19 protein-coding genes are annotated in these 19,721 nt (G+C 72.0%); 10 read left to right on the plus strand and 9 right to left on the minus strand.

The genetic code is table 11. The features are described 5' to 3' along the window. The first annotated feature begins 158 nt into the window (after window positions 1-158). Together ACIBH3_RS07025 and ACIBH3_RS07030 are read left to right on the plus strand one after the other, a co-directional pair. Window positions 159-1,046: a RimK family alpha-L-glutamate ligase gene (locus ACIBH3_RS07025; protein ID WP_396310867.1), complete on the plus strand. Its 888-nt coding sequence runs from the start codon at window positions 159-161 to the stop codon at window positions 1,044-1,046. A 162-nt stretch (window positions 1,047-1,208) separates the two neighbouring features. Beyond that, window positions 1,209-1,853, plus strand: coding sequence for a dihydrofolate reductase family protein (locus ACIBH3_RS07030; protein WP_396310868.1), 645 nt, complete (start codon window positions 1,209-1,211; stop codon window positions 1,851-1,853). A 149-nt stretch (window positions 1,854-2,002) separates the two neighbouring features. On the opposite strand, the gene ACIBH3_RS07035 is transcribed toward ACIBH3_RS07030, so the two are convergent. Then, window positions 2,003-2,803 carry an alpha/beta fold hydrolase gene (locus ACIBH3_RS07035; protein WP_396310869.1) on the minus strand — a complete coding sequence of 267 codons (801 nt, stop codon included), beginning with the start codon at window positions 2,801-2,803 and terminating at the stop codon, window positions 2,003-2,005. Window positions 2,804-2,865: 62 nt separating this feature from the next. Here ACIBH3_RS07035 and ACIBH3_RS07040 point away from each other — a divergent pair, with 62 nt between their 5' ends. Next, a complete protein-coding gene (locus tag ACIBH3_RS07040; protein WP_396310870.1) occupies window positions 2,866-3,291 on the plus strand; it encodes a MarR family winged helix-turn-helix transcriptional regulator in 426 nt (141 codons plus the stop codon). Here ACIBH3_RS07040 and ACIBH3_RS07045 read toward each other — a convergent pair. Continuing rightward, the gene (locus tag ACIBH3_RS07045; protein WP_396310871.1) at window positions 3,288-3,860 is read right to left on the minus strand and encodes a TetR/AcrR family transcriptional regulator; all 573 of its coding nucleotides are present in this window, start codon (window positions 3,858-3,860) and stop codon (window positions 3,288-3,290) included. The two genes, ACIBH3_RS07040 and ACIBH3_RS07045, sit on opposite strands and share 4 nt — an antisense overlap. A gap of 73 nt (window positions 3,861-3,933) precedes the next feature. Between ACIBH3_RS07045 and ACIBH3_RS07050 the strand changes: the two genes are divergently transcribed. Further along, window positions 3,934-5,115, plus strand: coding sequence for an FAD-dependent oxidoreductase (locus tag ACIBH3_RS07050; RefSeq protein ID WP_396310872.1), 1,182 nt, complete (start codon window positions 3,934-3,936; stop codon window positions 5,113-5,115). A gap of 121 nt (window positions 5,116-5,236) precedes the next feature. On the opposite strand, the gene ACIBH3_RS07055 is transcribed toward ACIBH3_RS07050, so the two are convergent. Further along, complete coding sequence (locus tag ACIBH3_RS07055; RefSeq protein ID WP_396310873.1) at window positions 5,237-6,181, minus strand: alpha/beta hydrolase family protein; 945 nt, start codon at window positions 6,179-6,181, stop codon at window positions 5,237-5,239. A gap of 134 nt (window positions 6,182-6,315) precedes the next feature. Here ACIBH3_RS07055 and ACIBH3_RS07060 point away from each other — a divergent pair, with 134 nt between their 5' ends. Then, complete coding sequence (locus ACIBH3_RS07060) at window positions 6,316-6,909, plus strand: TetR/AcrR family transcriptional regulator (protein ID WP_396310874.1); 594 nt, start codon at window positions 6,316-6,318, stop codon at window positions 6,907-6,909. Between the two features lie 110 nt (window positions 6,910-7,019). Here ACIBH3_RS07060 and ACIBH3_RS07065 read toward each other — a convergent pair whose 3' ends face one another. The 5 genes from ACIBH3_RS07065 to modA form a co-directional block, all read right to left on the minus strand. Beyond that, a complete protein-coding gene (locus ACIBH3_RS07065) occupies window positions 7,020-7,586 on the minus strand; it encodes a TetR/AcrR family transcriptional regulator (RefSeq protein WP_396310875.1) in 567 nt (188 codons plus the stop codon). A gap of 46 nt (window positions 7,587-7,632) precedes the next feature. Beyond that, window positions 7,633-7,836: a hypothetical protein gene (locus ACIBH3_RS07070; protein ID WP_396310876.1), complete on the minus strand. Its 204-nt coding sequence runs from the start codon at window positions 7,834-7,836 to the stop codon at window positions 7,633-7,635. Beyond that, entirely contained in the window at window positions 7,833-8,672 is an 840-nt protein-coding gene (locus tag ACIBH3_RS07075) for an NmrA family NAD(P)-binding protein (RefSeq protein ID WP_396310877.1), read from the minus strand. Before ACIBH3_RS07075 ends, ACIBH3_RS07070 begins: the two co-directional genes overlap by 4 nt. Beyond that, the gene (locus ACIBH3_RS07080; protein ID WP_396310878.1) at window positions 8,669-9,094 is read right to left on the minus strand and encodes a nuclear transport factor 2 family protein; all 426 of its coding nucleotides are present in this window, start codon (window positions 9,092-9,094) and stop codon (window positions 8,669-8,671) included. The genes ACIBH3_RS07075 and ACIBH3_RS07080 overlap by 4 nt, the downstream gene beginning before the upstream one ends. Window positions 9,095-9,342: 248 nt before the next feature. Then, window positions 9,343-10,179, minus strand: a complete 837-nt coding sequence (gene modA / locus ACIBH3_RS07085) for a molybdate ABC transporter substrate-binding protein (RefSeq protein ID WP_396310879.1) — start codon at window positions 10,177-10,179, stop codon at window positions 9,343-9,345. A gap of 521 nt (window positions 10,180-10,700) precedes the next feature. Here modA and ACIBH3_RS07090 point away from each other — a divergent pair. Both ACIBH3_RS07090 and ACIBH3_RS07095 read left to right on the plus strand, forming a co-directional pair. Continuing rightward, window positions 10,701-15,089 carry a molybdopterin-dependent oxidoreductase gene (locus ACIBH3_RS07090; RefSeq protein WP_396310880.1) on the plus strand — a complete coding sequence of 1,463 codons (4,389 nt, stop codon included), beginning with the start codon at window positions 10,701-10,703 and terminating at the stop codon, window positions 15,087-15,089. Window positions 15,090-15,255: 166 nt separating this feature from the next. Then, window positions 15,256-15,789, plus strand: coding sequence for a hypothetical protein (locus tag ACIBH3_RS07095; protein WP_396310881.1), 534 nt, complete (start codon window positions 15,256-15,258; stop codon window positions 15,787-15,789). Between the two features lie 258 nt (window positions 15,790-16,047). Here ACIBH3_RS07095 and ACIBH3_RS07100 read toward each other — a convergent pair whose 3' ends face one another. Beyond that, a complete protein-coding gene (locus ACIBH3_RS07100) occupies window positions 16,048-16,509 on the minus strand; it encodes a MarR family winged helix-turn-helix transcriptional regulator (protein WP_396310882.1) in 462 nt (153 codons plus the stop codon). Between the two features lie 104 nt (window positions 16,510-16,613). Here ACIBH3_RS07100 and ACIBH3_RS07105 point away from each other — a divergent pair, with 104 nt between their 5' ends. From ACIBH3_RS07105 to ACIBH3_RS07115, 3 genes are all read left to right on the plus strand, one after another. Next, window positions 16,614-17,561 carry a zinc-binding alcohol dehydrogenase family protein gene (locus ACIBH3_RS07105; protein ID WP_396310883.1) on the plus strand — a complete coding sequence of 316 codons (948 nt, stop codon included), beginning with the start codon at window positions 16,614-16,616 and terminating at the stop codon, window positions 17,559-17,561. Between the two features lie 101 nt (window positions 17,562-17,662). Continuing rightward, window positions 17,663-18,355: a hypothetical protein gene (locus ACIBH3_RS07110; RefSeq protein ID WP_396310884.1), complete on the plus strand. Its 693-nt coding sequence runs from the start codon at window positions 17,663-17,665 to the stop codon at window positions 18,353-18,355. 180 nt (window positions 18,356-18,535) lie between these two features. Beyond that, the gene (locus ACIBH3_RS07115) at window positions 18,536-19,468 is read left to right on the plus strand and encodes an aminoglycoside phosphotransferase family protein (protein WP_396310885.1); all 933 of its coding nucleotides are present in this window, start codon (window positions 18,536-18,538) and stop codon (window positions 19,466-19,468) included. The last annotated feature ends 253 nt before the right edge of the window (window positions 19,469-19,721 follow it).

Below are 19,721 nucleotides of genomic sequence, written 5' to 3' on the forward strand. Positions count from 1 at the left end.
CCCGCTCCCCGGTCCCACCGGTGAGCGGGGCGCGTCCGGGCCGTCCGCTCCCTCCGCTCCTTCCGCCGACGTCGTCGGCGCAGGGGGCGACGTGCCACCGCTGCCCTGGCTAACGTGTCGCACGTGGACGGGTCCGGCCCTGACGACAGGAGAACTACGTGGGTACTTCCAGGATCGCGATCGTGACGAGCGAGGTCGGCGCGGAGGCGGACAGCGACCTCCGGCTGATCGTGGAGGCGTTGCACGCCGACGGCTGGACGACCGAACCGGTGGCCTGGGACGCGGAGGACGTGGCGTGGGAGACGTTCGATCTGGCCGTCATCCGGTCGACCTGGGACTACGCGGAACGTATCGGCGAGTTCCTGGCCTGGGTCGACACCACGGCTCGCCTCACCCGCCTGTGGAACCCGGCGTCGGTGGTCCGGTGGAACAGTGACAAGCGCTACCTGCTGGACCTCGCCGAGCGCGGGGTCCCCGTCGTGCCCACGCGCTTCATCGAACCGGGCGGGCGCTACCGCGAGCAGGACTTCGGCGGGGACGGCGGGGTGGTGGTCAAGCCCGCGATCTCCGCGGGCGCCCTCGACACCGCACGCTACGAGCCCGGCCGGCACGCCGAGGCCATGCGACACGCCCGGATGCTGCTGGACCAGGGCCGGGTCGTGATGGTCCAGCCGTATCAGCGTCTCGTGGAGGAGGGGGAACGTGCGCTGGTCTTCTTCTCGGGCACGTTCAGTCACGCGATCCGGAAGGGGCCTGTGCTGACCGAGCCGGGAGTGATCGACAACGACCGGATCCCGCACCCCGACGTGGCCCCGTACCGGCCGACCGGCGAGGAGATGGACACGGCGCTGGCGGCACTGGCGGCGGTGCCGTCGTCGGGGTCCCCGCTGTTCGCCAGGGTGGACCTGGCGCTGGACGACAGCAGGAAGCCCGTGGTCATGGAGCTGGAACTGATCGAGCCGAATCTGTTCCTCGCGGACCATCCCCGGGGGCTGGAGCGTTTGGTCGAAGCCGTGGCGACGGAGGCTCGACGAGCCGCGACGTAGCCTGCGGATGGCCGGAGGCCCTCCCCCTGGGCACGGCCCGGACGGTTGCGAAGCCGACCGTCCCAGGGCGCGTCCGACGCTTTCCTCCGGATTCGCCCTAGGCTGGCCTGCCGGGGCGGCTGCCGCGGGCAGTCGCCGTCGCGAGTAGCAGGAGGGTGCGGCATGTCCCGTGTCAGGGTCCACAACTTCTCGGTCTCCCTCGACGGTTTCGGCACCGGGGAGGGACAGCATCTCGACTCGCCGTTCGGCCACGCAGGCAGCAGGCTCCACGAGTGGTTCTTCCGGACCCGGACCTTCCGCGGCATGCACCTGGAGAGCGGCGGCGACCTCGGGGTCGACGACGCCATGGCCCGGGCCTGGGAGGCGGGGATCGGGGCGGAGATCATGGGGCGGAACAAGTTCGGTCCCCAGCGCGGCCCCTGGGAGGACGACAAGTGGACCGGGTGGTGGGGGACGAATCCGCCGTTCCACACCCCGGTGTTCGTCATGACCCACCACCCGCGCCCCTCCATCGAGATGGAGGGCGGTACGACGTTCCACTTCATCGACGCGACGCCGCAGGAGGCGCTCCGGATCGCGCGCGAGGCGGCCGGCGGCCTGGACGTCAGGATCGGCGGCGGCCCGCGGACCGTCCGCGAGTTCCTCGCCGCCGACCTCGTCGACCATCTGCACGTCGCCGTCGTGCCGATCGTCCTGGGCCGGGGCGAACGCCTGTGGGACGGGCTCGAAGGGCTTGAGAACCGCTTCCGCGTCGAGTCGGTGACGACGCCGAGCGGCATCACCCACCTGACGTTCACGCGGCCCTGACGCGTCGGCCCATCCCGGGCAGGGCGCGCCGCCCCGGGCCCCGGCCCAGGCGTGGGGGCGGCCGAAGCCGCCCCGCCGGGCCCAGGGACCGTGCCGGAATCCCTGCCGCGCCAGTCCACGGGATCCCCCCGTCCAGACGGCCGGCGTGGTCATTGAGCCTTGGCGGCACCCGTTCCTACGTGGTGGAGGTAGGCGTCGATGAGGGCGAAGGTGGCTTCCGGCTGTTCTATCTGGGGCAGGTGGCCGGCTTCGGGGATGACCTGGAGTCGGCCGTCGCCAAAGGCGTCGGCGTAGGCCGCGCCGTAGGCGGGGGTGACGATGCGGTCGCTGGCTCCCCAGAGCAGGAGAGCGGGGACGTCGACACGCCCCAAGCGACGCAGCAGCTTGGGGTCGTGCATGTAGGGGTCGCCCGCGAGGACGCGCATGGTGGCCTGGTTCGCCTGCCGGACGGCGAGTTGCCCGGCGGGGATGCCGGCGGGGTCGACGTAGAAGCGGGCCGAGTCGTGCCAGGCGTACTCGGCGACGCCGCGGGCGTCGAGGGAGAAGAAGTCGGTGATCGGCTCGGCTTCGATGTGTACTCCGACGGGGTCGATCAGCACGAGGCCGGTGATGAGTCCCGCGGTGTCCCGCACGGCCATCTCGGCGGCCGTCCAGCCGCCGAGCGAGGACCCGATGACGAGTACGTCGCGCAGTCGGAGGTCCTGGAGGCAGTGCAGGTACGCGAGCGCGAGATCGTCGATGCCGGTCAGCCAGGCGGGGCGGTGGGTGCCGTCCCAGCCGGGGTGTGTGGGCGTGATCGTGTGGCTGGTCCGGGCGAGGTGGGCCGCGAGCGGGGCGACCGTGGCCGGCCCGCCGCCGCCGTGCAGGATCAGGCAGGGTCGGCCGGTTCCGGCCCGGGTCAGGGTGAGGGGCAGGTCGGGGTACGGGGCGAGGGTGCTGTCTGTGGGCATGCCCCCACTCTAACTAAAGATGTTTATATAAACTAGTGTAGTCGTGCGTTAGGCTGGATTCCGTGCCCGATGAACTGCAGGTCCTTGGAAGAGCGGTGAAGCAGGCCCAGTACCGGCAGCACCGTGCGCTCGACAGTCGACTCGCCGCTGCCGGCACGACGCTCGCCCAGTGGGACGCCCTCCGGGCGATCAGCCGCTCGCCCGGGGCGTCGGCCCGCGCCCTGGCCGTGGCCACATTCCAGAGCGAGCAGGCATTCGGTGCGCTCGCCGGCCGGCTCTCCGCCCTGGGGCTGATCGAGCGCCGTCCCGGCAGCGGCCGGCGCATCGAACACCACCTCACCCCTTCCGGTGAGGAGGTCCTGAGCGCGGGGCACCGGATCGCCGACGAGGTCCTCGCCGCGTGCTACGCCGACCTGTCTCCGGCCGACCGCACGACGTTGCTCGACCTGCTTCAACGTGTCGACGGCGGGCGGGGCGCACAGGGCTAGCCGGCCAGGGCGGCGTCGAGCATCCGGCCGGCGACCGCCGTGAGTTCCGCCGGGTCGGGCGCGGGCCGGGTGCGGGCCATCGCGCCGGCGAGGCGGTCGAAGAGCACGCCCTCGGTCCAGGCGGCGAGCAACTCGCCGGCCTCCCGGGGGCGGGCGGCGCCCAGCGCCGCGAGAACGGTGGCCGCACGGGCACGGGCCGCCAGGCCCGCCCGATGGAGGGCCGACTCCAACTCGGGCGTGCGCGCAGCCTCAAGGCTGAGCTCGTAGCGGGCGAGTTGGCGCTCGCGGCCCGTGGTCAGCCAGCGGTGCAGCAGTGCGCCGAGCGAGGCCGCGGCCTCGTCCCGCGAGAGCGGCTGCCTCAACTCGACGTCGTCCAGGTCCAGTTCCGCGATTCGCGCATAGCAAGCGCCGATCAGTGCCGTACGCGTGCGGAAGTAGTACGACGTACTGCCTGCGGGCAGCCCGGCTGCGGTGTCGATCGCGCGGTGCGTGAGCCCGCGCAGGCCGGCCGCGGCCACGGTGGCGATCGCGGTGTCGGCGATGAGGGTGCGGCGGTCGGGGCTGGACATGCTCCTACTCTACAGTTGTAGAGTGAGGGCTCCGCAACCCGTGGAGTGCCTGCGCCGAACGGAGAGTTGTGCCATGACGAAACGTCACGCGGTGGTGGTCGGGGCCGGAATAGGCGGCCTCACGGCCGCCATCGCACTGCACCGCCGCGGCTGGCACGTCACCGTCTGCGAACGCGCCCCCGAACCCCCCACCACCGGCGCCGGCATCGGCCTCGCTCCCAACGCCCTGCGCGCACTCGACGCCATCGGCGTCGACGCGGCCCACGCCGCCGGCAGTGCCGTACCCACGACGATGGGCCTGCGCCGCTCCGCAGGCCAGTGGCTCACCCGGACCGAAACCGCCGAGATGGCAGCCCGCTACGGCATGCCCCCGATCGCCGTCCCGCGCCCGGCCCTCACCGCCGCCCTGGCCGCGGCCCTGCCACCGGAGGCCCTGCGCTACGGCGCCGCCGTGACCGCCGTCGACGACGCCGAGGGCCGCCCGACCATCCGTACGGAAGCCGGCCCGGACCTTGCCGCCGACCTGGTAGTCGCCGCCGACGGCATCCACAGTCCGCTGCGCCGCGCGCACTTCCCCGCCCACCCCGGCCTGCACTACATCGGCGAGACCGCCTGGCGGACCATCGTGGACGCCCCGGACCTCCGGATACCGGCCATGAGCGAGACCTGGGGGCGGGGCGAGCGGTTCGGCGTGACCCCGCTCTCCGACGGCCGGTTCTACCTCTACGCCACCGCGGTCGTCCCGGCCGGCGCCCGGTCGGCCGACCCCCGCGCCGAACTCCGCCGTCGATTCGGCTCGTGGCACGACCCGATCCCGGCCCTGCTGGAGCGCGTCGGCCGCCTCGACCCCGCCGACGTCCTCCGGAACGACCTCTACGACCTGGCCGCCCCGCTCCCACGCCTGCACCACGGCCGGATCGCCTGGCTCGGCGACGCCGCCCACGCCATGGCACCCAACCTGGGCCAGGGCGGCTGTCAGGCCATCGAGGACGCGGTGGTCCTCGCCCACCTGCTGCCCGCCGGCGACAGCGGTGACGGTCCGGACTCCATCCCGGCGGCCCTCGCCGCGTACACCGCCGCCCGCCGCGACCGCACCGACGCCGTGCGCGTGCGCGCCCGCCGGGTCGGCCGCCTGGGCGCCCTCCGCAACCCGCTCGCGGTGGCGGCCCGCGACCTCGCGGTCCGTGCCACCCCCGCCCGCCTGGCCCTGCGCGGCATGGACGACCTCTTCAACGGCTTCCGCCTCCCCGGGTAGCGGGGACGCGCCGGGGCACGACGGCTGGCCGGTGACGGTGATCGCCCGGTTGTGGCTCCGGCACGGCTGGATGACGCGGTGGTCGCGCGCATCCGCCGCTCGACCCCGGGCAGCAATGTTCCTACTTGCTCTGGATCTGCCCCAGCGGACGGGGAGACTGCTCCAGCGCGGAGCGCGCCGTGAGCCAGCCGGGGTCCCCCCGGTGGAAGGCGCTGCGCAGGAAAGCCCAGGTGAGCTGCTGGATCAGAGCGACTCGTGCCGGACTCTCATCGGTCGTTTCCGCGACGCTTTGCCCGGGGATCCCACCGAGCGAGTGTTCCGCCCCGAACAGCGTCAGCAGGGTCTTGCTCCCCGGGCTCAGGAAGTACGGGTCGGTGAACCAGTCCGGCCCCCGAACGGACAGCGCGGACTTGTCCTGATCCCCCGCGACCACGAGAGCCGGCGTGGTCATGCCGTCGAAGGACGGATTCATGAAGGGGAAGTGTTCGGCTGCGAATGGCGACAGGTCCTCTCCGCCCCGGCCGGTCAAGGCGAGCAGCACCCCGGCCGTGACCCGCGGGTCGGACATGTCCTCCCCGGGTGCGCCCTCGGAATCGAGGACTCGCGCGCCCAGCAGCATGCTCGCCGTCTGGGCCCCCCAGGAGTGTCCGGACACCGCGATGCGGGTTCGGTCGAGGCGCCCGCCGAGGCCCGGTACGGCAGCCTCCAGGAGATCGAGCTCGTCGAGGACGCGCTTCAGGTCCTCGACCCTCGTACGCCAGATGAGTGGCGTACGAGGGTCGTCGGCGGGCAGGCCGAGCGTCCTTGAGTCGAGGTGGGTGGGTTGCAGGACCACGAAGCCGTGAGCGGCCCAGAAGTCCGCGAGCGGGGCGTAGCCGTCCATCGACCAGCCGTAGCCGTGGGAGAAGACGACGATGGGCAGGTCACGCCCGGACACCGGCGCGGACACGCGGACCTGAAGATCCTCACCGCGGCCCGGGGCCGACAGTACGACCGGCTTCACGGATACGACCGGCGCGGGCGCACCGGTGATCTCCCGGGTGTTCGCCGTGTTGGATTCGGACATGAAAGTGCCCTCCGTTATGCGTGGCTTGGTTGCCGGGCCGCTGCTCTGACATCATGAGCAAACGGAACCCTGTCCCGTTTGACGATACGGAACGTTGTCCCGTTTAGCAATGTCGGTAGTGGAGGGAACGCGCGGTGAACGACAGCGACCAGGCGGAAGGGCATGCAGCCCGGCCCAAACGGGCGGATGCCCGACGTAACAAGGAGACTCTGCTCGACGCGGCCGCCGCGGTCTTCGTCATGTCAGGTGTGGAAGCGCCGGTACGTGACGTCGCGGCCAAGGCCGGCGTGGGGACGGCCACGATCTACCGGCACTTCCCGACGCGAGCGGATCTCATCATCGCCGTCTACCGGCACCAGGTCGAGGCATGCGCCGACGCCGGTCCAGCCCTGCTGGAGTCCAGCGCGACTGCACATGCCGCACTGGGGCAATGGATCAACCTCTTCGTTGACTTCCTGGTCACCAAGCATGGACTCGCTGCCGTGCTGCAGTCCGACAACGCCGGCTTCGAGACGCTGCACGCCTACTTCCTCGACCGCCTCGTGCCCGTCTGCACCCGGTTGCTCGATGCCGCGGCCGGCTCCGGCGAGATCCGCTCCGAACACCTGGATGCCTATGCGCTCATGCGCGGCGTCGGGAACCTCTGTGTCGGCGCGGGCAGTGACCCTCGCTACGACGCGCGTCAGTTGGTCGAGCTCCTCATCGCAGGACTGCGTCAGCCGCACTGATCCACAGCCCCGGCTGTGGACGGCGAACCGCTGTTCGCAGGGTATGCCCACCGGCAGTCACCACCCACCCGCCTTCCCGCGAAGCCGTCGCCGGAGCTGGTGACCAGCCCTCAGAGGACGTGGTCGACGTAGGCCGCGAGCGAGGAGCGCAGGCCCTCGGGCGTCATTCCCCGATCGTCGACCAAGTGGGCGACGAGGTCGGCGCGGATGGCCGCCAGCAGTGCGTGGGCGGTGAAGTCCGGGTCCTGGACGCCGGGAACCCGAGCCAGGGTCGCGCGAAGGATGTCGTGCCACCAGGCGTAGTGCTCGGCCCGGTACGGGCTGCTGATCCCGGCGTCCTCCGCGGCCGACATCAGGTGCCGGTTCTCGATCTTGAAGCGAAGCGAGGCGTCGAGCAGGTCCAGCACCTGCTGCCGCGGTGAGCACCCGGGTGCGTCCTGCGCCTCCCGCGCGGCTTGCTGCAGGGGTTCGAGGCGGGAGGCGATCACGGCGCCGATCAGGCCGGCGCGGTCGCCGAAACGGCGGAAGAGGGTGCCCTTGCCCACGCCCGCGGCCGTGGCGATGTCGTCCATCGACACGCTGTGAGGACTGCTGCTGGTGGCGAAGAGGGCGTCGGCGGCGGCGAGGACGGCCTCTCGGTTGCGCAGGGCGTCCGCACGCTCCGGGCGCTGGGTCACGGGTCCTCCTTCTTGGTCTCCGGCCTGTCCAAGCCCCCTGGCCGGTTCATGGTGTCCGACGGGCCGCGTGGCGTGCGCCGGGCCGGATCGTGTCGTCGAGCCAGTCGAAGATACGCGCTACCGTAGGGCGATGGGTGCCCGGGTGGCGGTGGGCGGCAGCGCCTTGTTGCTCGATCTGGGCGGCGGGACCGAGGTTGCCCGGGGTCTCGAACCGGAACGCCGGATCGTGGTGGAACATCAACTGCTTCATCGAAGCTCCCGTTCCACGAAGGCGCGGAGCGTGCCCGGGGGGCGGCCCGTGAGTCGCTCGACGGTGTCCGAGGTGCGGTCCTCGGCCCCGGCTGCGATGGCGCGGTCCATGCCGGCCAGCATGGTGGCGAACTCCAGCGGGATCTCGGCCGCCCAGCGGTCGCGCAGCTGCTCGAATGTCAGATGCCGGTGCACCACGGGCCGGCCGGTCACCTCGGTGATGGTCGCGGCGACGTCGTCGTAGGTCAGTGCCTGCGGCCCGGTCAGGACCAGGTCGGTGTTGGGGGCCTGCCCGTCGGTCAGGGCCCGTACGGCTACGGCGGCGATGTCCTGGGCGTCGACGAACCCGACGCGGCCGTCCCCGGAGGCCGTCCAGATGGCGCCGTCCTTGCGGATGCTGCGCGCGTGGGGGGTGAAGCCGGCGAAGTTCTGCATGAACCAGGAGGGCCGCAGCACCGCCCACTGCTCGAACAACCCCGGCAGTTCCTCGTGGACCTGCCCCACCGCCGGACCGCCCGCGGGGATCGCGGAGGAGCTGAGCAGCACCGCGCGGTGAACGCCTGCCGCCCGGGCCTGGCGGAGGAATGGCAGCATGACCGCGGCCGGGTCGGAGGAGCCGATGGGCGGGACGAGGTAGGCGCGGTCGACGCCGGCGAGGACCTCGTCCCAGGTCGCGGGCTCGTTCCAGTCGAAGCGCACGGCCTGTGCACCCTCCACCGGGGTGGCGCTTCGGCCCGCGGCCTTGACGCGGTGGCCATCGGCGGTGAGCCCGGCGGTGACGCGGCGGCCGGTGGTGCCGGTGGCCCCGATGACCAGGGTGGCGTTGATGTCGTTCATCGGTTCGTTCCTACGAAGTCGGCGCCGGGCTGCTGGACGGCGAGGGGGTTCCAGTAGTCGCGGTAGGAGGCGATGCGTCCGTCCTTGACCGTGACCACGGCGATGTAGGTCATGTCGAAGGGGCTGTCGGTCTCCACCAGACGGCCGACGCCGCGCATCTCCACCACGATCGTCTCGGGGGCGGTGGTCCGGTGGATCGTCACGTCGGTGAAGTCGTGGACGTCGACGTGGTCCGGATAGTGGCGCATGTAGTCCGCAACGGCCTGCCGGCCCTCCAGTCGGACGGGCCAGCCCTCGGGGGCGAAGGGGAACTCCAGGACACCGTCCTCGTCCCAGAGGGCCACCCAGCCGGGGATGTCCTTCTCCAGCAGCAGTCGCAGACCGTGGCGGTACAGCTCCGCGGGTGTCATGGGGATTGTCATGATCAAGGCTTCCGTCCTGCTCGAAGGCGCGGAGATCCGGGCCCGTCGGTTCGCGGGCTGCCGTCACCAGAGGCTCGCTCCAGTCCGGTTGTGGCGGTTCCTCGTGACGGGCACCGGATCGAAACGGACCGATGGTCCGCATGGGTGAAACCATACGGACTGACGGTCCGCTTCGCAATGCCGAGTGTGGCCGCTTCTCTGCTCCGCCGCACGCACCGGCACGGGCCGCCACGGAGCGTGGGGGCAGGTCAGGTGGCCGGGAGGAAGCCGGCGTCGGTGAGGACCTTCTGGCCGTCGGGGGATTCGACGTAGGCGACGAAGGACCGGGCGCCTGCTGCGTTGGGCGCGTGGGTGAGGGGCGTGATCGGGTAGTCGTTGACGGCGGAGGACGCCTCGGGGAAGTTCACCCCGTCGACCTTGCCGGCGGCGGCCTTGACGTCGGTCCGGTAGACGAGCGAGGCGTCGGCCTCCTGGAGTTCGACCTTGGTGAGCGCGGCCTTGACGTCCTGTTCGTAGCTGACCGGTGTGAGCTGGATGTTCGCGGCGTTCAGGACGGTCTGGGAGGCCGCCCCGCAGGGGACCTCCCGTGCGCAGAGCACGACCTTCAGGCCGGGCCGGGTGAGATCCTGGAGGCCGGCGACGTGCTGGGGGTTGCCGGGCGCGGTGGCGGTCTCCAGCTGATTGCGGACGAAGATCTTCGGGGTTCCGGCCGCCTCGCCCTTGTCGGTGACGGTCTTCATGGTGGCGGGGCCGGCGGCGGCGAACACGTCGGCGGGGGCCTCGCCGACGATGCCGGCCGCCAGGGAGTTGCTCCCGGCGAAGTTGAACACCACCTTGGTCCCGGGGCGTGCGGCCTCGAACTGCCTGCCGATCTGCAGGAAGCTCTCTTGCAGGGAGGCTGCGGCGAACACGGCCACGGTGCCGGTGACCGCCGAGGCCGTGGACGAGGCTGCGGACGCCGAGCCGGATGCCGCCGAGCCGGATGCCGCCGTGCCGGACGAGGAGCACCCGCCGGCCAGGAGCATGACGGCGATGCAACTGCCCGCCGCGTGGAGCGCCCGGCGCCGAACAGTGCGGGTCCTCACAACAGTCTCCCTGTGTCTACCGTGCGCAAGGCGGTGTCACGGCGGCCGCCTGGGGGCCGTCCAAGATGGTCCGCCGCGAGAGTGCAGTACGCCGATGCGGCATGTTCTTCAGCCTATGCCTGCACACGCAAGGAAGAACGGCACATCTGCCTTGCATTCATCCATTTGCCTGCGGGTGGGGCGAGGATGCCGGCGAGTGAGCGGTGGGCTTCGCCCGCCCCGCTCCCGCTCCCGCGCCCGCGCTCCGCAAGGTCGGCGTCGGAGGCCCGGCCAGCTTCGGCCAGGCCCGCCCGTCCCGGACGGAGACCACGGCTTCTGCCGCATCGAAGATCAAGTGGCGCTCACACCCGTGGAGGGCATGCCGTGCGATCCGGTTAACGCTCCGCATCCACACGCCGTGACGGCCCGTTAATACGACCTTCCTAGGGTGACGAGCGTGGGAGCTTCCCACCGCCCGCCGCGCCACGCCCCGCGTACGCCCGGTGGGGACTGCGATCCCCCGGGAGGGAGTCTCGGTGACGATGCCAGGTTCGAAGGCGGACAGCGTACGGACGGTCTGCTCGTACTGCGGCGTCGGCTGCGGCATCGTGCTCGACATCGGCCGGGACGCCGCCGACGGCAGGCGAACCGCCCGGAAGACCTCCGGGGACAAGAGCCACCCGACGAACTTCGGGCGGCTCTGCACGAAGGGCTCGACCAGCGCCGACATGATGGCCGCCACCGGGCGGGCCGCCAAGGCGCTGATCCGCACCGAGCGCGGTGCCGAGCCCGCCGAGGCGGACGTGGACGCGGCCATCACGGCGGTCGCCCGGCGCCTGCGCGCGATCCTGGACGAGCACGGCCCGGACGCTCTCTCCTTCTACGTCTCCGGCCAGATGTCGCTGGAGGCGCAGTACCTGGCCAACAAGCTGGCGAAGGGCTTCGTCCGCACGAACCAGATCGAGTCCAACTCCCGCCTGTGCATGGCCAGCGCCGGCTCCGGCTACAAGCTGTCACTGGGCGCGGACGGCCCGCCCGGCTCCTACCAGGACTTCGACCGCGCGGACGCCTTCTTCGTCATCGGCGCGAACATGGCCGACTGCCACCCGATCCTGTTCCTGCGGATGATGGACCGGATCAGGTCGGCCGGGGCGAAGCTCATCGTCGTCGACCCGCGGCGCAACGCCACCGCCGACAAGGCCGACCTGTTCCTGCAGATCAGGCCGGGCACGGACCTCGCCCTGCTGAACGGGCTGCTGCACCTGCTGGTGGAGAACGGCCACACCGATGAGGCGTTCATCGCGGAGTTCACCGATGGCTGGGAGGGGATGCCCCCCTTCCTCGCGGACTACCCGCCGGCCAGGGTCGCCGAGATCACCGGGATACCGGAGGCGGACATCCGGCTGGCCGCGCGGTGGATCGGCGAGGCGGGGGAGTGGATGAGCTGCTGGACGATGGGGCTCAACCAGTCCACGCACGGCACCTGGAACACCAACGCCCTGGTCAACCTGCACCTCGCCACCGGGGCGATCTGCCGCCCCGGCAGCGGGCCGTTCTCCCTGACCGGCCAGCCCAACGCGATGGGCGGCCGCGAGATGGGCTACATGGGCCCGGGCCTGCCCGGTCAGCGCTCGGTCCTGGTGGACGCGGAGCGTGCCTTCATCGAGGGCGTCTGGGGAGTGGAGGCCGGCACGCTGCGCACCGAGGTCGGCCGTGGGACGGTGGAGATGTTCGAGCAGATGGCCGCCGGCGACATCAAGGCGTGCTGGATCATCTGCACCAACCCGGTCGCCTCCGTCGCCAACCGCAAGACCGTCATCGCCGGCCTGGAGGCCGCCGAACTGGTGATCGCCCAGGACGTGTTCGCGGAGACCGAGACCAACGCGTACGCCGATGTGCTGCTGCCCGCCACGCTGTGGGCCGAGTCCGACGGCGTCATGATCAACTCGGAGCGGAACCTCACCCTCGTCCAGGGCGTCCTCGACCCACCCGGGCAGGCCCTGCCCGACTGGCAGCTGATCGCCCGGGTCGCCTGCGAGATGGGCTTCGCCGACGCCTTCACGTACGCCGGCGCCGAGGACGTCTTCGAGGAGCTCAAGCGGGCCTGGAACCCGAAGACCGGGTGGGACCTGCGCGGCGTCAGCTACGAGCGCCTGCGGGAGACCCCGGTGCAGTGGCCGGCCCCGCGCCCGGACGGCGGCGACCGCAACCCGATCCGCTACCTCAACGACGGCGTCAGCCAGACCCTGCTGGAACGCGAGGACGGGACCCGGCCCCGGCTGGTGTTCCCCACGGCCACCGGCCGCGCCCAGTTCTTCGGCCGACCCCACCTGCCGGCCGCCGAACTCCCCGACGACGACTATCCGTTCGTCCTCAATACCGGCCGCCTCCAGCACCAGTGGCACACCCTCACCAAGACCGGCAAGGTCGCCAAGCTCAACAGGCTCAACCCCGGGCCGTTCGTCGAACTGCACCCCGAGGACGCCGCCGCCATGGACGCCGAGGACGGCGACCACATCGAGGTCGCCTCCCGCCGCGGCCGCGCCGTCCTGCCCGCCGTCGTCACCGACCGGGTACGGCCGGGGACCTGCTTCGCGCCGTTCCACTGGAACGACCTCGCCGGTGAGTACCTCAGCATCAACGCCGTCACCAATGACGCCGTCGACCCGGTCTCGTACCAGCCCGAGCTCAAGGTCTGCGCCGTGGCGCTGCGCGTGGTGGCCGCCCCGGAGCCGAAGGAGACCGCCCCCGTGCCGGCGACCGCCGACCCCGCCGTGCCGGCCGACCCCGCCGTGCCGCTCAGCGGGGCCACGGTGGCGGCCCCGGCTGCCACCGTGGCCCCCGCGCCGGCCCTGACCGGCGGCGTTCCCGCGCCCGTTCCCGCGCTCGCCGCACTGCTCGGCATCACCGACCTCACGCCCCCGGCGCTCGCCGAACCGGAGCGCCGCTACCTGTCCGGGTATCTCTCCGCTGTCGCGCTGGCGCCGTCCGGCGGGGTCCCGGTGCTGCCCGCGGGCGCGCCGTTCGCCCCGGGGACGGCGTTGTGGGTGGACGGCATGCTGGCCGGCATGTTCTCCCGGGCCGCCGCTCCCACGGCGACCGCCCCCGAGTCTGTCGCCCCCGAGCCGGTCGCACCGCTCCCCCCGGACCGGCGCGTCCGTCCCGCCGGGGATATCCCGGTGCCCGCCCCGGCCCGGGAGCTGCTCGTCCTGTGGGCGTCGCAGACGGGCAACGCCGAGGAGTTCGCCGCCGGCGCGGTCGCCCGCCTCGCCGGGGCCGGCCGCGCCGCCACCCTGCTCGCCATGGCCGACGCCACGCCCGCGCGGCTCACCGCCGGCACCGATCTGCTGATCGTCACCAGTACCTTCGGCGACGGGGACGCGCCCGACAACGGCGCCGACTTCTGGCAGGCGCTGGCCGGCGACGGCGCGGCCCGGCTGGACGGCCTGCGGTACTCGGTCCTCGCCTTCGGTGACTCCAGCTACGACGACTTCTGCGGCTACGGCCGCCGCCTGGACGAGCGCCTCGCGGAACTCGGTGCCACCCGGCTGTACCCACGCACCGACTGCGAACCCGACTTCGACGAAGCCGCCGAGCAGTGGCTCGACCAGGTCGCCCGCGCCCTCACCGCAACCGCCGAACAGCAGCCCGCTCCGGCCCCGCCCGTCGCGCCCGCCCCGGGCACCACGTCGGCTGCCGGGGCACCCGCGATGCCGACCCCCACCGCCGCGGTGCCGGCGACCTTCTCGCTGCCGGCTTCCGCCACGGCCCCCGTCGGGGCCGCCGTAGCCCGGCCCGCCGCGCCGGAGGGCTACTCGAAGGCATCCCCCTTCGCGACGCTGCTGATCGGCAACCGGCTGCTCAACCTGCCCGGATCGCAGAAGGAGGTGCGGCAGTTCGCCTTCGACACCCGCGGCGGCGAACTCGCCTACCAGGCCGGCGACGCCCTCGGCGTGTGGCCGGCCAACGGCGCCGAACTCGTCGCCGAGTGGCTCGCCCTGACGGGCCTGGACCCCGAGGAGGGTGTCTCCCTGCCCGACAGCGGCGAGATCCCCCTCGGCGAGGCCCTGCGGACCCGCCTCGACATCGCCCGCATCACCCCCGACCTGCTCAAGTTCGTCGCCGAGCGCACCGGCGACCGCGACCTCAAGCGGCTGCTGAGACCGGACAACAAGGGCGAGCTGGCGAAGTGGAGCTGGGGCCGCCAGGCCGCCGACGTGGTCGGCGCCTTCCCCGTCCGGGCGTCCGCCGCCGAATGGGCCGGCGTGCTCAGGCGGCTCCAGCCCCGCCTGTACTCCATCTCGTCCAGCCCGCTGGCGCACCCCGGCGAGGTACGCCTCACCGTGTCCGTCGTCCGCTACACCAACGACCTCGGCCGCGAGCGCAAGGGCGTCTGCTCCACGTACCTCGCGGACTGCGCGGACGACGGCCCGGTGCAGGTGTTCGTCCAGCGCTCCGCGCACTTTCGCCCGCCCACCGGCTCCACCACGCCGATGATCATGGTGGGCCCGGGTACCGGCGTCGCGCCGTTCATCGGATTCCTGGAGGAGCGCCGGGCCGGCGGTCACACCGGCCCCAACTGGCTGTTCTTCGGTGAGCAGCGCGAGGCGACCGACTTCTACCACCGCCAGGACCTGGAGGCCTTCCGCGCCTCCGGCCACCTGGAGCGTCTCGACGTGGCCTTCTCGCGGGACCAGCGCAACAAGATCTACGTCCAGGACCGGATGCGCGAGCAGGGCCCGCGCCTGTGGCGGTGGCTCCAGGAAGGCGCCCACTTCTACGTCTGCGGCGACGCCGCCCGGATGGCCAAGGACGTCGACCAGGCCCTGCGCGAGATCGTCGCCACCCACGGCGGCCTGGACGACGAAGCGGCCGCGGCATACGTCAGGCAGCTGGCGAGCGACAAGCGTTACGTCCGAGACGTCTACTGAGCGGCGGTGCCGAGCGGCCGGCCACGGGACCTGCCGCGGGCTCACGTGCTGCCCCGGGCCGAAACGGCACAGCGTCGGCCGGGACTTCCGGCGGAGTGGCTGAAACCGCAGCCGCACCGCAGGATTCCGCGAAATCCCTGTGACCGCCCGTGGAATGATGGCCCATGTGAAGCTTCTTGATGTGCTGACCGAATTCGGCGCCAACGGGGGAGTGCCCGGAGTGCGACCGCTGGGAAGCCTGGCGGACGCTGCCACCGTACTTGGTCCGCCTCGGGGGTCGGGACGCATCGACGACCAACTGCCCTGGCCGCAGTGGTTCCAGTTCGGTGACCTCTGGGTGGAGATCTGCCACTGCGGGGTCATCAACCGGGCCTCGCTGCCGACGTGGCACGAAGAGGTTTGCATTCCCGCGGAGCAAACCGGGAAGTTCCACACCGTCCCGTCCGGCATCACCTTCACTCGGCTGAGCACCGCCTTCTCCGCCGTGGGTATCGCCTGGCGCAGAATCAGTGAGCACCCGCAGCACCCGCAGCACCGGCAGTTCGCCATGGAGACCGTGGTCGCCGGCCTTCCGGACGTGACGGTTCACTTCACCTTCACCGCGGATGACGGACGGGGGGACGCCGAAGCACTGCTGCACGGTGTCCACGCCACGGAACACACTCACCTGTGCCCGCAGACGCCTCGCGACGACACGTAGTCGAGCCGCGACGGCGAACGCGGGCGGGGCGGTGTTGTCAGTGACGTGGCGTACGGGCCGCAGTGGCCCGGATCACATGGCACCCGCCCGCGGTGACCAACGGCCAGGTGCCCAATCCCGAGCAGGCCCTGAAGTGCGTCATTCAGCACATCGCGGGTGGCCGTGCGTGCCAGCACCGTGTCCACGGGCACCCGCCTTGCGCGGGGTGCGGAAGCGGGATCAGGCGGCGGGATCAGACAGCAGGCGCACGCAGCGGGCTCAGGCGGTGGGCGGGGTTGCCGCGTGGCGCGTCTGCTGGATCAGGACGGTGGTGGCACGTTCCAGCAGTTCGCAGAGTGCGGCGTGTTCGGCGGGCGTGAACGCATCGGTGAGCGCGCGCTCAAGGATGATCACCTCCTGGTAGGCGCGGTCCAGCAGTGCCTGGCCCCCGTCGGTGAGGGTGGCGATCTGCACCTTGGCGTGCACCGGGGACGTCTCGCGGCGGATGAGTTCCTTGGTCTCCATGTTGGTCAGCACGCTGCTCATGGTCTGCTGCGTCACCCCGCAGGAACGCGCCAGTTGGGCGCCGGACAGGCCGCCTTCGCGCGCGAGGATCAGTAGCACGGTGTACTGGGTCATCGTCAGCCCGTAGGCGCGCAGCACTGCCTCGTGGTGCCCCATCAGCGCCTGCTCCGAGCGCCTGATCCGGGTGCAGAGGTCATCCTCGATCGGGGCTTCCACCGTGTACTCCACTCCATTGACAGCTTCATGGGTTGACTCAGGTGCCTTATATACCTAGAGTCCTCGACTGTAAGGATACTGAGTCAACGCAGGGGGCTGTAATCATGAAGGCTGTGCTTCTCGACGCCGATGACCACTACCGGGTCGCCGAGCTCGACGAACCCGCCCCCGGCCCCGGCCAGGTGGCGATCCGCGTCGCCTACGCCGGGATCCAGTGGGGCGACACCATGGTCCGGGACGGCCACTTCCCCGTGGCGCGTCCCTTCGTCCCGGGCTTCGAGGCGTCCGGCCACGTCGTCGCCGTCGGCGAGGGCGTCGACGCGAGCCGGATCGGTGAGCCCGTCACCGCGCTGACCATGGCAGGCGCGTACGCCGAGGTGGTCCTGGCGCCCGCCGTGCTCACCCTGGGCATCGGCGAGCTGTTGCCGCGGACGGCCGCAGGCCTCGGGTGGGGCGCACCGACCGCCTACGACCTGATCAACACCGCCGCGCAGGTGCGGCCCGGGGAGAGTGTCCTGATCCACGCGGCCGCCGGCGGAGTGGGCACGCTCGCCGCGCAGTTCGCCCGACTGGCCGGGGCCGGCCGGATCGTCGGAGTGGTCGGCAATGACCTCAGGGCCGACTACGCCGCCCGGTTCGGCTTCGACCGGCTGCTGCTGCGCGAGGCGTTCCCGGCCGAGCTCGGCGAGGAGAAGTTCGACGTGATCCTCGATCCGGTCGGAGGCTCGACCCGCCACGCCGGCCTCGCGCAACTGGCGGAGCACGGCCGACTGGTGGCATACGGCAACCTCGGCAGTTACGAACCCGTCCTGGCGAACACCAACGACCTGCTCATGCAGGGCAAATCACTCGTGACCTACAACAGCAACCTGCTCAGCCAGACCCACCCCGAGCGGCTCGCCGACAGTTTCCGCCGTGCACTCGGCCACGTCGCCGACGGCCGGGTGCGCGTGGACATCACCGCGGAGTACGACCTGGCCGACCTGGGCATCGCCGTGCAGCACCTCGCCGAGGGCACCACCCATGGCAAGAGCATCCTCCGGGTCGCCTGACAACAGGCGGAGCTGCCGCAAGCGCCGGGCCGCCACGGCGACCGAAGGGCCGGCATGAGAAGCCCCAGCCCCGGAACGGAGGTGGCGCGGTGGAGAATTCCGTGGCTGAGCGGGCAGCTGCACTGACCGGTCCTCAGCGACGCGAGGTGCTGGCTTCCGATCGGGTGACCGGAGAGGTACGAGGCACGGCGGGCATCCGGACGGCTCTGGTCGGCAAGGGGCTCGCCGCTGTGCACGGGCGGGTCCGGGCAACCTACCTGACGGCGGACGGGCTCGCGGTCCGGGACTGGCTCCGGAGCCGGTCAGCGGGGGGTCCTTCCGTCGAGGCACCGGCGGCCGAGCCCGGCGCGTTCGTCGCGGCGACGGGAGAGGGGGAGGCCGGCAGCCCGGAGGATCAGGCCGAGCGGACGGTTGCTGTCGCGCGGGCGTGGGCGGGCCTGGTCGAGGTCCGTCGCCTAGCCGGCGGCGGCAGCGGGGGCGGCGGCCTTCCGGCTCCGTGGGAACTCGCACGGCCGGTGTGGGCCGTGGCGCTGGCCCTCGAAGCCGCGGGCCTTCCCCCGTCCGCGGCCGATCGAACCGGCCGCAGGACGCGGACCGGCTACCGGGTCACCGAGTCCGGCCAGGCCGGCGAGGTCCGGGTCGAGTGGCGCGGGCCCTCGGCGGGCGAGGCACGGCTGGAGGCCGAGGCGCGGCTGTCCGAATGCGCGCGGCGGCTGTCCGAGCGAGGCTGGGCCGCGCTCCGCTATCAAGGCCCCCAGCACACCCGCTTCCTGCTGGTCTCCGCCCGGCGCTGAGGCGGCCCGCGCGCAGGAAGGTGTGGTGGACGAGGCAACCGCAGCTCGGACGGGAAGCGGGGCGGAGCCGCCGTCGATGGGCCGCTCCTCGCCCAGATCTCGGTTCGCGGCAGCACGGGTGGCCCGCAGCAGACGGCCCGAGGCTGGTACCGGAGTCGAGCCGGCGCGTAGGGTGCTCGGATGATCGGGACACCAGAGGCGTTCTCGCGGAGCACCATCGAACGCGAGGGAGAGCCGGGAGCGGCATGGCTCGCCGAACTGCCCGGGATCGTGGACGAGCTGCTGGGGTGCTGGGACTGCCTACCGGACGGCGAGGTCATGCACGGGGGCGTCGGGATCATCGTCCCGGTGCGACGGCGGGCGGAGGGGACCGCTGTGCTGAAGGTGTCCTTCCCCCACCCCGGCAACGTCCACGAGCCGGACGCCTTCATGGCGTGGAACGGGCGCGGAGCCGTCCGGCTGCACGAACGCGACGACGAGCGTTTCGCGATGATGCTGGAGCGGGCCGACCCGTCGACCTTGGCGGAGGTCGCGGACGGTGATGAGGTGGCGGCGGTCGCAGGGCGGATCAACCGCCGGCTGGCCGTCCCCGCGCCGGCCGGCCTGCCCCGGTTACGGGATCAGGCCGACGCCTGGGAGGAGCAACTGCTCAAGGACGCCGAGGAGCTGGCTCACCCGCTGCCGCGCCACGTCATGGAGGCCGCGGAGGCGACCGTCCGCGACCTGGGCCGAACCCAGCCGGACATCCTCGTCCATGGCGACCTTCATGCCGGGAACATCCTGCGGGGCGAGCGTGAGCCATGGCTGGCCGTCGACCCCAAGGGGTATGCGGGAGACCCCGCCTACGACGCCGGCGCACTGCTCAAGTCACGTGCGCTGACGCTCATTGCCGCGGCCGACCTGCGGAGCGCCGTCCACCGCACCCTGGACGTCTTCGCCGAAGCCGCCGAGCTCGATCGCGAACGTGCCCGGCGTTGGGCCCAGCTCCATGCCGTCCAGGCAGCGTTCTGGGGCCGCCGCCACGGATTCCGGGTGGCCCGCGGCGGATCACGCCTGGACTGGCTCACCGACTTCATGGACCGCCTGGCGAAGGTGCTCACGGAGCGCGCCTAGCTCGCGCTCGCTGCGGCCGTCCGGGTCGGCCGGGGTCGGCTGCCGGTGATCATCGGCGGGCGGGTGCTGACGGCCAGGACGACCGCTCGACCCGTCGATGCGGACGACGAGCGCATGGTGCTGCTGTTCGGGAGCGACAGCGACCACCCGGAACGCGAACGGTGCAGGGCCGTGTTCGCCGAGCACGCGGCTGTGCCGCGCATGCTGCTGGACGACGAGACCCTTCCGGACGGGTTGATCGGCGCCGACGACC

The sequence above is a fragment of the Kitasatospora sp. NPDC050543 genome (assembly GCF_044457565.1).
Classification (GTDB): Bacteria; Actinomycetota; Actinomycetes; order Streptomycetales; family Streptomycetaceae; genus Kitasatospora.

Bases quoted from the DNA above. Each gene is read 5' to 3' on its own strand.
- ACIBH3_RS07030 (WP_396310868.1), top strand. From the start codon at position 1,209: ATGTCCCGTGTCAGGGTCCACAACTTCTCGGTCTCCCTCGACGGTTTC.
- ACIBH3_RS07035 (WP_396310869.1), bottom strand. From the start codon at position 2,803: ATGCCCACAGACAGCACCCTCGCCCCGTACCCCGACCTGCCCCTCACC.
- ACIBH3_RS07045 (WP_396310871.1), bottom strand. From the start codon at position 3,860: ATGTCCAGCCCCGACCGCCGCACCCTCATCGCCGACACCGCGATCGCC.
- ACIBH3_RS07050 (WP_396310872.1), top strand. From the start codon at position 3,934: ATGACGAAACGTCACGCGGTGGTGGTCGGGGCCGGAATAGGCGGCCTC.
- ACIBH3_RS07055 (WP_396310873.1), bottom strand. From the start codon at position 6,181: ATGTCCGAATCCAACACGGCGAACACCCGGGAGATCACCGGTGCGCCC.
- ACIBH3_RS07070 (WP_396310876.1), bottom strand. From the start codon at position 7,836: ATGAAGCAGTTGATGTTCCACCACGATCCGGCGTTCCGGTTCGAGACC.
- ACIBH3_RS07075 (WP_396310877.1), bottom strand. From the start codon at position 8,672: ATGAACGACATCAACGCCACCCTGGTCATCGGGGCCACCGGCACCACC.
- ACIBH3_RS07080 (WP_396310878.1), bottom strand. From the start codon at position 9,094: ATGACAATCCCCATGACACCCGCGGAGCTGTACCGCCACGGTCTGCGA.
- ACIBH3_RS07090 (WP_396310880.1), top strand. From the start codon at position 10,701: ATGCCAGGTTCGAAGGCGGACAGCGTACGGACGGTCTGCTCGTACTGC.
- ACIBH3_RS07105 (WP_396310883.1), top strand. From the start codon at position 16,614: ATGAAGGCTGTGCTTCTCGACGCCGATGACCACTACCGGGTCGCCGAG.
- ACIBH3_RS07115 (WP_396310885.1), top strand. From the start codon at position 18,536: ATGATCGGGACACCAGAGGCGTTCTCGCGGAGCACCATCGAACGCGAG.